13 protein-coding genes are annotated in these 14262 nt (G+C 65.0%); 3 read left to right on the top strand and 10 right to left on the bottom strand.

Features of this window, described 5'->3' with window-relative positions; all coding sequences use genetic code 11:
- The first annotated feature begins 152 nt into the window (after positions 1 to 152).
- From J0A90_RS00320 to J0A90_RS00310, 3 genes are all read left to right on the top strand, one after another.
- Positions 153 to 1214, top strand: a complete 1062-nt coding sequence (locus J0A90_RS00320) for an agmatine/peptidylarginine deiminase (RefSeq protein ID WP_207030784.1) — start codon at positions 153 to 155, stop codon at positions 1212 to 1214.
- A gap of 87 nt (positions 1215 to 1301) precedes the next feature.
- Positions 1302 to 2201 (top strand): carbon-nitrogen hydrolase, encoded by a 900-nt coding sequence (locus J0A90_RS00315; RefSeq protein ID WP_207030786.1) that lies wholly within the window; start codon positions 1302 to 1304, stop codon positions 2199 to 2201.
- Positions 2202 to 2465: 264 nt separating this feature from the next.
- The gene (locus tag J0A90_RS00310) at positions 2466 to 3425 is read left to right on the top strand and encodes a DNA replication terminus site-binding protein (RefSeq protein ID WP_233076373.1); all 960 of its coding nucleotides are present in this window, start codon (positions 2466 to 2468) and stop codon (positions 3423 to 3425) included.
- Positions 3426 to 3447: 22 nt separating this feature from the next.
- Here J0A90_RS00310 and sthA read toward each other — a convergent pair whose 3' ends face one another.
- The 10 genes from sthA to J0A90_RS00260 form a co-directional block, all read right to left on the bottom strand.
- The gene (gene sthA / locus J0A90_RS00305; protein ID WP_106420335.1) at positions 3448 to 4839 is read right to left on the bottom strand and encodes a Si-specific NAD(P)(+) transhydrogenase; all 1392 of its coding nucleotides are present in this window, start codon (positions 4837 to 4839) and stop codon (positions 3448 to 3450) included.
- 220 nt (positions 4840 to 5059) lie between these two features.
- Complete coding sequence (gene nqrM, locus J0A90_RS00300) at positions 5060 to 5317, bottom strand: (Na+)-NQR maturation NqrM (RefSeq protein WP_035474538.1); 258 nt, start codon at positions 5315 to 5317, stop codon at positions 5060 to 5062.
- The gene (locus J0A90_RS00295) at positions 5314 to 6384 is read right to left on the bottom strand and encodes an FAD:protein FMN transferase (RefSeq protein ID WP_233076372.1); all 1071 of its coding nucleotides are present in this window, start codon (positions 6382 to 6384) and stop codon (positions 5314 to 5316) included. Before J0A90_RS00295 ends, nqrM begins: the two co-directional genes overlap by 4 nt.
- Entirely contained in the window at positions 6381 to 7613 is a 1233-nt protein-coding gene (gene nqrF, locus J0A90_RS00290) for an NADH:ubiquinone reductase (Na(+)-transporting) subunit F (protein WP_035474536.1), read from the bottom strand. Before nqrF ends, J0A90_RS00295 begins: the two co-directional genes overlap by 4 nt.
- Before the next feature lie 34 nt (positions 7614 to 7647).
- Complete coding sequence (gene nqrE / locus J0A90_RS00285) at positions 7648 to 8268, bottom strand: NADH:ubiquinone reductase (Na(+)-transporting) subunit E (RefSeq protein WP_035474533.1); 621 nt, start codon at positions 8266 to 8268, stop codon at positions 7648 to 7650.
- Entirely contained in the window at positions 8261 to 8941 is a 681-nt protein-coding gene (locus tag J0A90_RS00280; protein ID WP_035474531.1) for an NADH:ubiquinone reductase (Na(+)-transporting) subunit D, read from the bottom strand. Before J0A90_RS00280 ends, nqrE begins: the two co-directional genes overlap by 8 nt.
- 2 nt (positions 8942 to 8943) lie before the next feature.
- On the bottom strand, positions 8944 to 9723 hold the full coding sequence (locus tag J0A90_RS00275; protein WP_164673609.1) for a Na(+)-translocating NADH-quinone reductase subunit C: 780 nt from the start codon (positions 9721 to 9723) through the stop codon (positions 8944 to 8946).
- The gene (locus J0A90_RS00270; RefSeq protein ID WP_207030792.1) at positions 9720 to 10952 is read right to left on the bottom strand and encodes an NADH:ubiquinone reductase (Na(+)-transporting) subunit B; all 1233 of its coding nucleotides are present in this window, start codon (positions 10950 to 10952) and stop codon (positions 9720 to 9722) included. Before J0A90_RS00270 ends, J0A90_RS00275 begins: the two co-directional genes overlap by 4 nt.
- 106 nt (positions 10953 to 11058) lie before the next feature.
- Complete coding sequence (locus J0A90_RS00265; RefSeq protein WP_207030794.1) at positions 11059 to 12408, bottom strand: Na(+)-translocating NADH-quinone reductase subunit A; 1350 nt, start codon at positions 12406 to 12408, stop codon at positions 11059 to 11061.
- 324 nt (positions 12409 to 12732) lie between these two features.
- Positions 12733 to 14184, bottom strand: coding sequence for a glyceraldehyde-3-phosphate dehydrogenase (locus tag J0A90_RS00260; RefSeq protein WP_207030796.1), 1452 nt, complete (start codon positions 14182 to 14184; stop codon positions 12733 to 12735).
- Between the last annotated feature and the right edge of the window lie 78 nt (positions 14185 to 14262).

Below are 14262 nucleotides of genomic sequence, written 5' to 3'. Positions count from 1 at the left end.
GACTAGCGACCAGGACTGAGACGCCGCCAGCCCGCCCGCGGTTCCCCAAACGCGCCGCCAAATCGCGCTTGCATCACGCCGGGCAAGTCCTAAAATGCCGCGTCCCCCGGCATCCTTGCCATCACTCGCCGCCGCGCGCCATGGAGACCGCCTTGACCCTGCGCCTGCTTCCGGAGTGGCATCCCCAGGATGCCGTGCAACTGACCTGGCCCACGCCTACCAGCGACTGGGCACCGCTGCTCGACACCATCGAAGCGACGCTGGAGACGATGGTGGTGGCGATCGCGCGCTATCAGCCGGTGCTGGTGTGCGTCCATGACGCGGCCCAGTGCGAGCGCCTGACGCAGCGCTTCGACGCCCTCGGCGTCGCTCCCGGGCGACGCGCCCTGGTCATCGCCGACAGCGACGACACCTGGGCCCGCGATCATGGCCCGATCGCGGTTTCCCGCGATGGCGCGATCACCCTGCTCGACTACGTCTTCACCGGCTGGGGCGGCAAGTTCGAGGCGGCACGCGACAATCGACTCAGCCGCGCGCTGGCCGCCCAGGGCGTGTTTCAGGCACCGCTCGAGAGCCAGGATCTGGTGCTCGAAGGCGGCGCCATCGACAGCGACGGCGAGGGCACGCTGCTGACCACCAGCGCCTGCCTGCTCAATCCCAACCGTAACCCGCACCTCGATCGCGATGCGGTCGAGACGCGTCTCTGCCGGGATCTCGGCGCTACGCGGGTGCTGTGGCTGGCGCATGGCCATCTCGAGGGTGACGACACCGATAGCCATATCGATACCCTGGCGCGCTTCTGCGATGCGGCGAGCATCGCCTACGTGCGCTGCGACGACCCCAGCGACCCGCACTACGCCGAGCTCGCCGCCATGGAGCGTGAGATCAAGGCGCTGCGCCGCGAGGATGGCTCGCCCTATCGGCTGTTCGCGCTCCCCTGGCCCAAGCCCTGCCACGATCCCGACGACGGGCACCGTCTGCCGGCCACCTACGCCAACTTCCTGATCATCAATGGCGCGGTGCTGGTACCGACCTACGGCGACGCGGCCGACTTCCGCGCTCTGGAAGTGCTCAAGGCAGCCTTCCCCGACCGCGACCTGATTCCGATCGACTGTCGCGCCGTGATCCGCCAGCATGGCAGCCTGCACTGCCTGACCATGCAGTTGCCACGCGGGTCGCTCGCGCCCACGCTGTTGGCAGCAGACGCCGACTGAATCCGGCGTCGATCAACCGCGCTTCAGCGCTATCGCCATGCGCTCATGGCACCACATCGTCACCACGTCCCACCATAAGGAGGGAGCATGTCGAAGACACTCAAGGTCGGCCTGGTTCAACAGCAGGCGTGGCCCGACAAGCAGCAGAGCCTCGCCGCCAGCACCGCGGGTGTGCGCGAGCTCGCCGCACAGGGCGCCGAGCTGGTGCTGCTGCAGGAGCTGCACGCCACGCACTACTTCTGTCAGTGCGAGGACGCGGAGCTGTTCGATCTGGCCGAACCGCTGGACGGCCCCACCTCCCAGGCGCTGGCGGAGCTTGCGCGCGAGCTCGATATCGTCATCGTCGGCTCGATCTTCGAGCGCCGCGCCGCCGGGGTCTATCACAACACGGCAGTGGTGATGGATCGCACCAAGGGCCGCGTCGGCCACTATCGCAAGATGCATATCCCCGACGATCCGGGCTTCTACGAAAAATTCTATTTCACCCCCGGCGACGGCGACGAACGCCAGGGCTTCGAGCCGATCGACACCTCGGTGGGTCGCCTCGGCGTGCTGGTGTGCTGGGATCAGTGGTATCCGGAAGCCGCGCGCCTGATGGCGCTGGCGGGTGCCGACCTGCTGCTATACCCCACGGCGATCGGCTGGCATCCGCCGGATGACCAGGCCGAGAAGCAGCGCCAGAAGGATGCCTGGACCCTGATCCAGCGCGCCCACGGCGTGGCCAACGGCCTGCCGGTGGTGGTCGCCAACCGGGTCGGGCATGAGCCGGATCTGGCCAAGGTGAGCGACGGCATCGACTTCTGGGGCGGCAGCTTCATCTGCGGCCCGCAGGGCGAACTGCTCGCCCACGCCGGCGAGGAGAGCGAAAATCTCCTGGTCGAGCTGGACATGCGCCGCAGCGAACACGTGCGCCGCATGTGGCCCTACCTGCGCGATCGGCGTGTCGACGCCTACGGCGACCTGACCAAGCGCTATCGCGACCGCTGAACCAGCGCGTGTAACAACGGCCGGCCGTGCTTGCGTCACGGCCGGCCGGCGCCCGCCCGGTTGACGGTATCGCCCGTTCACTGCACCACGCGGATCTCGTCTCGAGAGCCCGTGCTTTCACCGCCGGAGCTCATCCTCGTTTTCGGTGCCCATATACACATCGCCCACCTGTCAACGCCCCCATGTCCGTCGATTCGCTACCAAGCCGTTGGACAGGCGTCAAGATAACGGTATAAATTGATCCAAACCGTCGTGGAGGCGATCATGGAACTGCAATACCGGCTGCTGGCCGAGCTGGAATCGGACTTCGACGAGTTGATCGCCGCCACCGATCGGCTCGCCAACACCTACACCGAAGCGCCGACGCCCGCCTGGGCGCTGGGCGACACCCCCGTCGACGCGGCCTGGCTGCGCCGCGCGCTGACCGACTTCTGGTACCAGGACGGTCAGGATGGGCGCGAGACGCGTAACTATATCGGGCTGATCGTCGCCGGCCCCGAGCTGATGGGTGCCGTCGAGGCGGTCAACGCCGCCAAGGCACGCTTCGCCGCCACCCTCAAGCACATCCGCGAAGCCGCGCCGCGGCTGGTACCCGAAATCAAGGCGGTGCTGCCCTTTCGCCATCCAGCGCTGCACGACCATCTGCGCGGCCAGGGGCTGGCGCGGCTGCACCTCAAGCAGTGCTGGCGCCAGCTGCCGATCGCCGACGCCCCGCTCTCCCGGGTACGTCTGGCGTGGTATACCAGCGGGCGCTCGATCAAACGCCTGAGCGTGGCCGAGGCCGAGGCGCGGCTGGCGCGCATGGATTCAGCCGGCGCCCATATCCGCATCCAACTGCGCAAGCTGGGTGATATCCCCAGCGACGAACCGCTGGCGCAGATCCAGAATCAGGCCCCGGTGATGCGTGCCAACCTGTTCTTCCGCGAGGCGCTGGCGGATGGCCGGCAGCGGCGCGCCATGAACCTGCCACTACCGCTGTTCATCCCCGACCCGGCTCTCCGGCTGCCCGACCATAACGCCCCACCGCTGCAGCCGCCGGCGAGCCGCACCCGAGCCAAGCGTTCGGACCAGCGCCTGGAGGACGACCCCTTCCTGCCCAGCCTGCGGGTCTACCGCTACCGCAATCCAGCACTGCAGCTGGCCGAAGCGCGCGAGCGGCAGGCACGCGATAGCGCCGCGCAAGAGGTAGAAACGCCAGCGCCCGGCGACGAGGCCGGGCGCTGAGGAAGACCATTGGCCACGCGCGTCAGAACAGCCGGTTGAGCCCGTTCTGCGCGGCGATGCGGTAGGCCTCGGCCATGGTGGGATAGTTGAAGGTGGTATTGATGAAGTAGCGCAGGGTATTGGCCTCGCCCTGCTGCTGCATGATCGCCTGACCGATGTGCACGATCTCGGAGGCCTGGTCACCGAAGCAGTGGATGCCCAGGATCGCCAGGGTCTCACGATGGAACAGGATCTTGAGCATGCCGGCGGTGTCGCCGGTGATCTGCGCCCGCGCGGTATCCTTGAAGAACGCCTGGGCCACCTCGTAGGGCACCTTGGCCTCGGTCAGCTCGCGTTCGGTCTTGCCCACCGAGCTGATCTCCGGGATGGTGTAGATGCCGGTAGGAATGTCATCGACGAAGCGGAAATCGCCGCCCAGGAACTCGTCACTGGCGTTGCGTCCCTGGTCGTAGGCGGCGCTGGCCAGGCTCGGCCAACCGATCACATCGCCCACCGCGTAGATGTGCGGGATCGCGGTGCGATAGTGGTCGTCGACCTGTAGCTGGCCACGGCCGTTGGGCTCAAGGCCGATCGTTTCCAGCCCCAGTTCATCGGTGTTACCGGTGCGCCCGTTGGCCCACAGGAAGGCGTCGGCGCGCAGCCGCTTGCCCGATTCGAGATTGACCACCACACCCGACTCGTCGCCCTCGACGCTGCGGTACTCCTCGTTGTGACGGATCAGCACCCCGTTGTTGCGCAGCTCGTAGGAGAGCGCGTCGCTGATCTCGTCATCCAGGAACGACAGCAGCCGCTCGCGGGTATCGATCAGATCGACCTTGACCCCGAGCCCCGAGAAGATCGAGGCGTACTCGGAGCCGATCACCCCGGCGCCGTAGATGATCAGCGTGCGCGGCGTGTGCGACAGGCCCAGCACGGTGTCCGAACAGTAGATACGCGGATGGCGGAAGTTGACGTCCGCCGGCCGATACGGGCGCGAGCCGGTAGCGATCACGAACTGGCGTGCGCTCAGCTCTTCGACCCCCTCGTGGTTGTCACGCACCACCACGGTATTTTCGTCACGGAAGCGCGCGGTGCCGAAGAACAGGTCGATGCGGTTGCGCGAATAGAACTTGGTGCGCAGTTCGACCTGCTGGTCGATGGTGACCCGCGAGCGCTCGAGCACCTTGGGAAACGAGAACCAGCGCGGTTCGCCGATATCGCGAAACATGCGGTTGGTGTTGAACTGCATGATCTGCTTGACCTGATGCCGCAGCGCCTTGGAGGGGATCGTGCCCCAGTGGGTGCAGTTCCCGCCTACCGACGACTGTCGCTCGACCACCGCGACCCGCTGGCCGTGCTTGGCCGCATTGATGGCGGCACTCTCCCCGGCGGGGCCCGACCCGATCACGACGACATCGTAGTTGTAGACTGCCATGGGTTTCGCCTGCTCCTTGACTTGGCTGATTCTGAAGATGGTGGGCAAAAACGCCGGTGCGGTCGTCATCGCGACCGCACCGGACCGCCAGTCGGCGGGTAGCTACTCTCAGTGCAGAGCCCAAGGGCGCCGTTCCCCCGCTAGACGACGCGGGCCCATCGGGGACTGGGCGTCAGAGGCTTTGGAAACAAGCGCCAAGACCGCCACATGGCGCGCCGGCTCAGCGCTTGACGGCGTCGTAGCCGAGATCGGCACCGCGGTTCTCGTCGCTACGCCGGCGCGCGCCGACCGCGTTCTTGCGGCTCTCTTCCTCGCACACCTGGTCGTTGCCGCCGCAGATCTCACAGCCATTCTTCAACCCCAGGGTATTGAGCCCCCCGCAGGAACCGCTGATCGGCTTGCGCCCCAGGATGACTCCGATCGCCATGCCGGCGACCAGCAGCAGCATGAGCGCGAAAGCCAGAATCCAGATCGTCATGATTGCGTCTCCTCATCGGTGTCCGCGAGATAAGCCTGAAAGGCGTCGGACGCCCGCGTCTCGAACCCATCGGCCGTCTTGACCACCAGATAGACCGCGAGCTTCTCCCGCTGAGCCATCTCGAGGCCCGCCTCGGGACCGAGCACATCGACCGCCGTGGCCAGGGCGTCCGCGGTCATGCAATCGGCGGCGATGACCGTCACCGATACCAGATGATGCTTGATCGGCCGTCCGGTGCGCGGATCGATGGTGTGTGAATAGCGCTCACCGTCGTCCTCGAAGTAGTTGCGATAGTCCCCCGAGGTGGCGACGGCAGCGGCGTCGAGTTCAATGATACGCTGCACGCTGCGCTCGTACGAGAGCGGCTTTTCCACCGCGATCCGCCACGGCTCGCCGCCGGGCTTGTCGCCGTGGGTGCGGATCTCGCCGCCGACCTCGACCAGATAGCGCTCCACCCCGGCGGCCTCGAGCGCCCGGGCCGCCTGATCGACACCATACCCCTTGGCGATCCCCGAAAGATCGACATAGACCGGCTTGGTCTTGGTCAGGGTGTTGCCATCGAGCTTCAGCGCGCGGTAGTCCACCGCCTCCAGCGCCTGGGCGATCTGGGCATCGTCCGGCACCCGGTCGGGATGCTTGTCGGGGCCGAACCCCCACAGGTTGACCGCACTGCCCACGGTGACATCGAAGGCGCCATCGGAAAGCTTGCCGATGCGGATCGCCTCGCGGATCACCGCCGCCGTCTGCGGCGACAGCGTGAAGGGTTCGCCCACCGGCGCGCGGTTGAAGCGCGACAGCTCCGAGTCGGGCTTGTAGGTCGACATCAACTGATCGACCTGCTCGAGCGCCGCCTTGACCGAGCTTTCGATCTTTGCCAGCTGGGCGTCGTCGTAATCGCCGTAGAAGGTGATATGAAAGCCGGTGCCGTAGATCGGCCCCTCGAGCCGATAGGCCTGCGCTTCACGCTGGCACCCGGCCAGCGCCACGGCCATCGCCATGACCAACGACAGCAGGGCCAACCCCCGAAGGATTGGCCCTGCCATCTTGCGCGTGGGTCGCGGCGTCATCCGCCGAAATCATCCAGCATGATGTTCTCGGGCTCGACCCCGAGGTCGGTGAGCATCTTGATCACCGAGGCGTTCATCATCGGCGGCCCACACATGTAGTACTCGCAGTCCTCCGGCGCCGGATGGTCCTTGAGATAGTTCTCGTAGAGAACATTGTGGATGAACCCGGTCGGGCCTTCCCAGTTGTCCTCCGGCAGCGGATCGGAGAGCGCCAGATGCCAGTCGAAGTTGTCGAACTCCTCGGCCAGCTGGTCGTACTCTTCGTTGTAGAACGTCTCGCGCCAGGAGCGTGCGCCGTACCAGAACGACATCTTGCGCTTGGACTTGAGGCGCTTGAGCTGGTCGAAGATATGGCTGCGCATCGGCGCCATGCCGGCACCACCGCCGATGAAGACCATCTCGGCGTCGGTGTCCTTGGCGAAGAACTCGCCGAACGGCCCCATCACCGTGACCTTGTCACCCGGCTTGAGACTGAACACGTAGGTCGACATCAGCCCCGGCGGATGGCTCGACTTGGGCGGCGGCGTGGCGATACGGATATTGAACTTGAGAATACCCTTCTCTTCCGGGTAGTTCGCCATCGAGTAGGCGCGGATGACCTCCTCGTCGTTCTTGTACGAGATGTCGAACAGCCCGAACTTCTCCCAGTCGCCCCGGTACTCCTTCTCGATATCGAAGTCAGAGAACTTGACGTCATAGGGCGGCGCCACCAGCTGCACGTAGCCGCCGGCGCGGAAGGCCACTTCCTCGCCCTCCGGCAGCTTGAGGTTGAGCTCCTTGATGAAGGTGGCGACGTTGGGGTTCTCGATGACCTCGCACTCCCACTTCTTCACCCCGAAGACCTCGTCGGGCACCCGAATCTTCATGTCCTGCTTCACCGGCACCTGACACGAGAGACGCCAGCCCTCGTTCTTCTCGCGCATGGTGAAGTGCGACTCCTCGGTGGGCAGGATCGAGCCGCCGCCCTCCTGGACCCGGCACTTGCACTGGGCGCAGGTGCCGCCGCCGCCGCACGCCGACGACAGGAAGATGCCATTGGCGGCCAGCGTCTGCAGCAGCTTGCCGCCGGCCTGGGTGGTCACGGTGTTGTCGGGATCGCCATTGATCTCGATCGCCACGTCGCCGCTGCTCACCAGCCGCGAGCGCGCGGCCAGGATCACCGCGACCAGACCCAGCACGATCACGGTGAACATGACGACGCCGAGCACGATGATAGATGTATCGACCATGTCGGTTTCCTATTTGCCTAGATTGCGTTGGGCGTCAGAGCTGGATGCCGGAGAAGGACATGAAGCCCAGCGACATCAGACCGGCCGTGATGAAGGTGATGCCGAGGCCCTGCAGGCTTGCCGGCACGTCACTGTACTTGAGCTTCTCACGGATACCCGCCAGCGCCATGATCGCCAGCGCCCAGCCGGCGCCGGCGCCGGCGCCGTAGATCACCGATTCGCCGAAGGTGTAGTCACGCTGCACCATGAACAGCGACGCCCCCATGATGGCGCAGTTGACCGTGATCAGCGGCAGGAAGACCCCCAGCGCGTTGTAGAGCGCCGGCACGAACTTGTCGAGGAACATCTCGAGGATCTGCACGATCGCCGCGATCACGCCGATGTAGCTCAGAAGCCCCAGGAAGCTGAGGTCGATCTTGTCGGCGCCGGGAATGCCGGTCCAGCTCAGCGCGCCCGCCTTGAGCAGATAGTTGAGGATCAGGTTGTTCATCGGCACTGTGATGGTGAGGACCACCACCACGGCGATGCCCAGACCGATGGCCGAAGAGATCTTCTTCGACACGGCAAGGAAGGTACACATGCCGAGGAAGAAGGCCAGCGCCATGTTCTCGACGAAGACCGCCTTCACGAACAGGCTAACGTAGTGCTCAAACATTGGCGGTCTCCTTGATCTTGGCCTTGCTGTTGGCAACGATGCGGTATTCGGTCTTCTCGACCTGCTCCGGGTTGAACCAGCGCAGCACCCAGATGAACAGGCCGATGACGAAGAACGCCGACGGCGGCAGCAGCATCAGGCCGTTGGGAACGTACCAGCCGCCGTTCTGCACCGTCGGCAGCACTGTCAGGCCGAACACGCTGCCCGACCCCAGCAGCTCACGCACGAAGCCGACGATCAGCAGGATCACGGCGTAGCCGAGGCCGTTGCCGACCCCGTCCAGGAAGCTCATCACCGGGCCATTCTGCATGGCATAGGCCTCGGCCCGGCCCATGACGATACAGTTGGTGATGATCAGGCCGACGAACACCGACAGCTGCTTGGACATGTCATAGGCGTAGGCGCGCAGCACCTGGTCGACCACGATCACCAGCGAGGCGATGATCGTCATCTGCACGATGATACGGATCGACGACGGGATATGGCTGCGGATCAGCGAGACGAACAGGTTCGAGAACGCGGTCACCGCGATCACCGCCAGCCCCATGACCAGCGATACGCTCATCGAGTTGGTCACCGCCAGTGCCGAACAGATCCCCAGCACCTGCAGCGCGATGGGGTTGTTCTTGAACACCGGCGAGAGAACGACGTCTCTTACGGAGTCTTTGGCCATGGTCACGCGCCTCCTTGGGAATCGTGGTGGAACCGAGCGAGATAAGGCGCAAAGCCCTCGTCACTCAGCCAGAACCGCAACATGTTGGTGACACCGCGGCTGGTCAGCGAAGCGCCCGACAGCGCATCGACCTGATACTCGCCGCTGGCGCCGCCTTTCACGAGATGGATCTGGGGGTCCTGATAATCGCCGTCGGCGTAGATCTTCTTGCCGTCCCACTTGGCCTTCCAGCGCGGGTTGTCCACCTCGCCGCCGAGTCCAGGGGTCTCGGACTGATCATAGTAGGATAGCCCGACGATGGTGTTGCCGTCGCCGCGCACCGACAGGAAGCCCTCCATCAGGCCCCACAGCCCCTGGCCGCGAATAGGCAGCACGATCTGCTCGGGATCGTCGGGATTGCCGACCAGATAGACCGTGGCGTAGTTCTCCTGACGCCCGATACCGGCCAGATCCTGCTCGCCGGAGAGCGTGCGCGAGGTCGCCGGGTCCTTGGCCGCTTCGAACTGGTCATAGGTCTCGGGGTCGAGATTGTCGGCGTACTGGCCGGTCTTCAGATCGACCACCCGCGGGGTGATCAGCTCGGCGTACTTCTCGTCGACGTTGTCACCCGGCTTGTAGAGCTCGGTCACCTGCAGGATGTTGGACTTGCGGTCCAGCTCCTGATTCTGCACCTGCTTGGGCTTGAGCACCACCGCGGCGGACGAGACCACCACGGAGCACACCACGCAGAGCGAAAATGCCACGATGAGTGTCTTCTTGATCGAGTTGTTGCTCGCCATCAGACAGCCTCCTTCTCGGCGGGCAGCACGGCCGCCAGGCGCTTCTGGCGCCGCTTGACGTTGGCCTGCACGAAGATGTGATCAATGAGCGGCGCGAACAGGTTGGCGAACAGGATCGCCAGCATGATGCCCTCGGGGAACGCCGGGTTGACGACACGGATGAGCACCGTCATCACGCCGATCAGCGCGCCGAAGATCAGCTTGCCCGGGTTGGTCATGGAAGCCGACACCGGGTCGGTGGCCATGAACACCATACCGAAGGCGAAGCCGCCCAGCACCAGGTGCCAGTACCACGGCATCGCGAACATTGGATTGCTGTCGGAGCCGATGACGTTGAACAGCGACGCGGTCGCGGCCATGCCCAGCAGCACGCCCAGCATGATGCGCCAGGAAGCGATACGGGTCAGCAGCAGCACCGCCGCGCCGAGCAGGATCGCCAGGGTCGAGGTCTCGCCCATGGAACCCATGATGAAACCGAAGAAAGCGTCCAGCCAGCTGTACTGCTGGTGCAGGCCATCCATGCCGTTGAGCGCGGCGTTGGAGAGCGCCGTCGCACCGGTGTAGCCATCAGCCGGCACCCATACGCTGTCGCCGGAGATCTGCGCCGGATAGGCGAAGTAAAGGAAGGCACGCCCGGTCAATGCCGGGTTGAGGAAGTTCTTGCCGGTGCCGCCGAAGATCTCCTTGCCGATCACCACACCGAAGCTGATGCCCAGCGCCACCTGCCACAGCGGAATGGTCGCCGGCAGGGTCAGCGCGAACAGCACCGAGGTGACGAAGAAGCCTTCATTGACTTCATGCCCGCGCTTGACCGCGAACAGCACTTCCCAGAAGCCGCCGACCACGAAGGTGACGAAGTAGACGGGCAGGAAGAAGGTCGCGCCGAGCACGAAGTTGGCCCAGATGCTGCCCGGATCGTGGCTGCCGGCCAGGGCCATGGTGATGGCCTCGCGCCAGCCGCCCATGGCCTGGAAGCCGTCGGCGATGGCCATATTGGCCTGATAGCCGGCGTTGTACATGCCGAAGAACATCGCCGGAAAGGTGCACATCCACACCGTGATCATGATGCGCTTCAGGTCGATGCCGTCGCGCACGTGCGTCATGCTCTTGGTGACGCTGGGGGGCGAGTAGAAGATCGTGTCCACCGCCTCGTACAGGGCGTAGAACTTCTCGTACTTCCCGCCCTTCTCGAAATGAGGCTCCAGCTTGTCGAGCGTGTTGCGAATCCCCATCGTCAGGCCTCTTTCTCGATCATGGTCAGGTTGTCGCGTGGACCCGGAACGAGGCCGTACTCGCACGAGGTCGGGACATCAGGCAGGTTGCGAATCCTCATCTCCGTCAGGCCTCTTTCTCGATCATGGTCAGGTTGTCACGCAGGATCGGTCCGTACTCGTACTTGCCCGGGCACACATAGGTGCACAGCGAGAGATCCTCTTCATCCAGCTCGAGGCAGCCGAGCTGCATGGACGTCTCGATGTCACCGACGATCAGCGAGCGCAGCAGCTGCGTGGGCAGGATGTCCAGCGGCATGACTTTCTCGTAGGCACCGATCGGCACCATGGCGCGCTCGGAGCCGTTGGTCGACGTGTTCGGCGCGTAGTCGGGCAGGCCCAGGAACTGGGAGACATAGATACCCATCACCGAGTGGCGATTGCGCCCCGGCGAGAGCCAGCCCATGAAGGCACGCTTGTTGCCCTCTTCGAGCAGCGAGAACTGGTTGTGGAAACGCCCCAGGAACTCGCGACTGCCCTCGCACTGGCTGCCACCGAAGACCGATCCCGAGATCACCCGGGTGTCTTCTGGCTTGGCGATTTCGCCATCGAGCAGTTCGCGGCTACTGGCGCCGAGACGCGTGCGCACCAGACGCGGATTGTTGGCCCGCGGGCCACCGATCGCCACCACACGGCTGGTATCGAGCACGCCGTCGACGAACAGTTTGCCCACCGCGATCACGTCCTGGTAGCCGAGATGCCAGACCTGGCGCTGCAGCCCGACCGGCGACAGATGATGAATGTGCGTCCCCACCAGACCGGCGGGATGCAGGCCGTCGAAACCCTCGGCCTGGATACCCTCCAGCTCGTCACCCGGGAGCTGCGCCGAACCGCGGCGGCACACGAACACCTTGCCCGGGGTCAGGTGGCGCAGCGCCTGCAGGCCGTGGCGGAACGCCTCGGCGTCGGCATCGATCACCACCTTGGGGTCCGCCGACAGCGGATGGGTGTCGATCGCGGTGACGAAGAGATCGGCGGGTACCGCGTCGAGCTCCGGGGTGCGCGAGAACGGGCGCGTGCGCAGCGCCGTCCACAGCCCCGACTCGACCAGCTGCTCGACCACCTGCTCGCGCGTCAGGCTCGCCAGCGCGTCGGCGCCGTGGGCGGTGAAGCTCACGCTCTGCTCGTCTTCGTCGAGCTTGATCACCACCGACAGCAGACGCCGCTTTTCACCGCGATGGATGGCGACCACCTCGCCCGCGCCCGGGGCGGTGAAACGCACACCCGCCACCTTCTTGTCGGTGAACAGCAGCTGGCCCCGCTTGACGCGGTCGCCCTCGCGAACCTCCATGGTCGGCTTCATGCCGACGTAGTCGGTCCCGAGCAGCGCCACGTGACGCACGGCTCGTCCGGCGTCGATACGCTGCTCCGGGGCCCCCGCGATGGGGAGATCCAGGCCTCGTTTGACTTCGATCATAGTCTCGCCCAGTTATCGAATCTGATTGACGTAAGGAAAGAGTTTCGACGGACGCCGAGGCACCCCCGCTCGACCGCGGTAGCGCCGTGGAGTCAGGAGACAGCGTCACGGACTTCGAATGCTTTTCTTATCAGAAAGGGTGACTTCCATGACCCGTGCGCGGCACGGACCACGCCAAAAAACGCGCACCAGTATAATGAGACAGGCCTCGAAAGACCACTCATGCCGTCCCTTCACTCCGCCCGCCACAACGAAAAAGTCCCGACGGCGTCGGGACTTGTATAAGACCAAAGTCTAAATGGAACCGCGCTGGCGGCACCCGTCTCAGGGAGTGGCCGGCAGGTAGCGATGGCGCACGTTGGACATGTGCTGGAGGATGCGCACCACCTGGCAGCTATAGCCGAACTCGTTGTCATACCAGACGTAGAGCACCGCGTGCTTGTCGTTGGCGATGGTCGCCTTGGCATCGATCACCCCGGCATGGCGGTTGCCGACGAAGTCCGACGACACCACCTCGGGGGAGTCGACGTAGTCGATCTGCTTGTGCATCGGCGAGTGCAGCGCGGTCTGGCGCAGGTAGGCGTTGAGCGCCTCGCGCTCGGTGCCACGATCCAGGGTCAGGTTGAGGATCGCCATCGAGACGTTGGGGGTGGGCACGCGGATGGCGTTGCCGGTGAGCTTGCCGGAGAGCTCGGGCAGTGCCTTGGCCACCGCCTTGGCCGCGCCGGTCTCGGTCAGCACCATGTTGAGCGGCGCGCTGCGCCCGCGGCGGTCGCCCTTGTGGTAGTTGTCGATCAGGTTCTGGTCGTTGGTGTAGGAGTGCACCGTCTCGACGTGGCCATGAACGATGCCGAACTCGTCGTCCATCGCCTTGAGCACCGGCACGATGGCGTTGGTGGTGCACGAGGCGGCCGAGACGATGCGGTCGTCGTCGCCGATCGTGGTGTGGTTGATGCCATGGACCACGTTCTTGAGATCGCCCTTGCCCGGTGCGGTCAGCAGCACCTTGGCCACGCCCTTGGCGGCCAGGTGCTGGGAGAGCCCTTCACGGTCACGCCACTTGCCGGTGTTGTCGACGACGATGGCACGGTCGATGCCGTAGGCGGTGTAGTCGATCTCGGCCGGGGAGTCGGCATAGATGATCTGGATCACATGGCCGTTGGCGATCAGCGCCTGACGCTCACGGTCGATATCGATCGAGCCCGAGAAGGGCCCGTGGACCGAGTCACGGCGCAGCAGACTGGCGCGCTTCTCGAGGTCGTCACTGCTGCCGCGCACCACGATCGCCCGCAGCCGCAGCAGGTTGCCGCCACCGGCCTTCTCGATCATGATCCGCGCCAGAATGCGACCGATACGGCCGAAGCCGTAGAGCACCACGTCCTGAGGCTCGCCGCCCATGCCGCTGGCGTCGTGGCCGCCGATGATGTCGGCCAGCTCACGCTGGAGGAAGGCACGCACGTCAGACTCGCCGGCGTGCTTGAACGCCACCGCCAGGCGCCCGATGTCGATATGCGCCGGCCCCAGGTCGAGCTCGGTCATGGCGCGCACCATGGGCAGCGTGTCCGCCACCGTCAGCTCGGTCCCCTCGACCTTGCGCACGTAGCGATGGTTCTTGAGGATGCGAGTCACCGAGCGGTTGATCAGCGAACGCCCGAACAGCGACGGGATCACGTTGTACTGGCGGTAGAGCTTGCCCAGCAGCGGGATCATCTCTTCCGCCTGCGCTTCGTTGTCCTGCCACTGTTGAAAAACGTGCTCGAGCTGTTGCTGACTCACGGCCGGGTCTCTCTTCTGTGTCATCGTCGTCGATCGCCGGGAAGGCCCTTTACGCCACCCCGACTCGTCCAAAAACCC

Source organism: Salinicola sp. DM10, from assembly GCF_017306975.2.
In the GTDB taxonomy this organism is placed as follows: Bacteria; Pseudomonadota; Gammaproteobacteria; order Pseudomonadales; family Halomonadaceae; genus Salinicola.
This window is presented reverse-complemented; position numbering and strand designations above follow the sequence as displayed.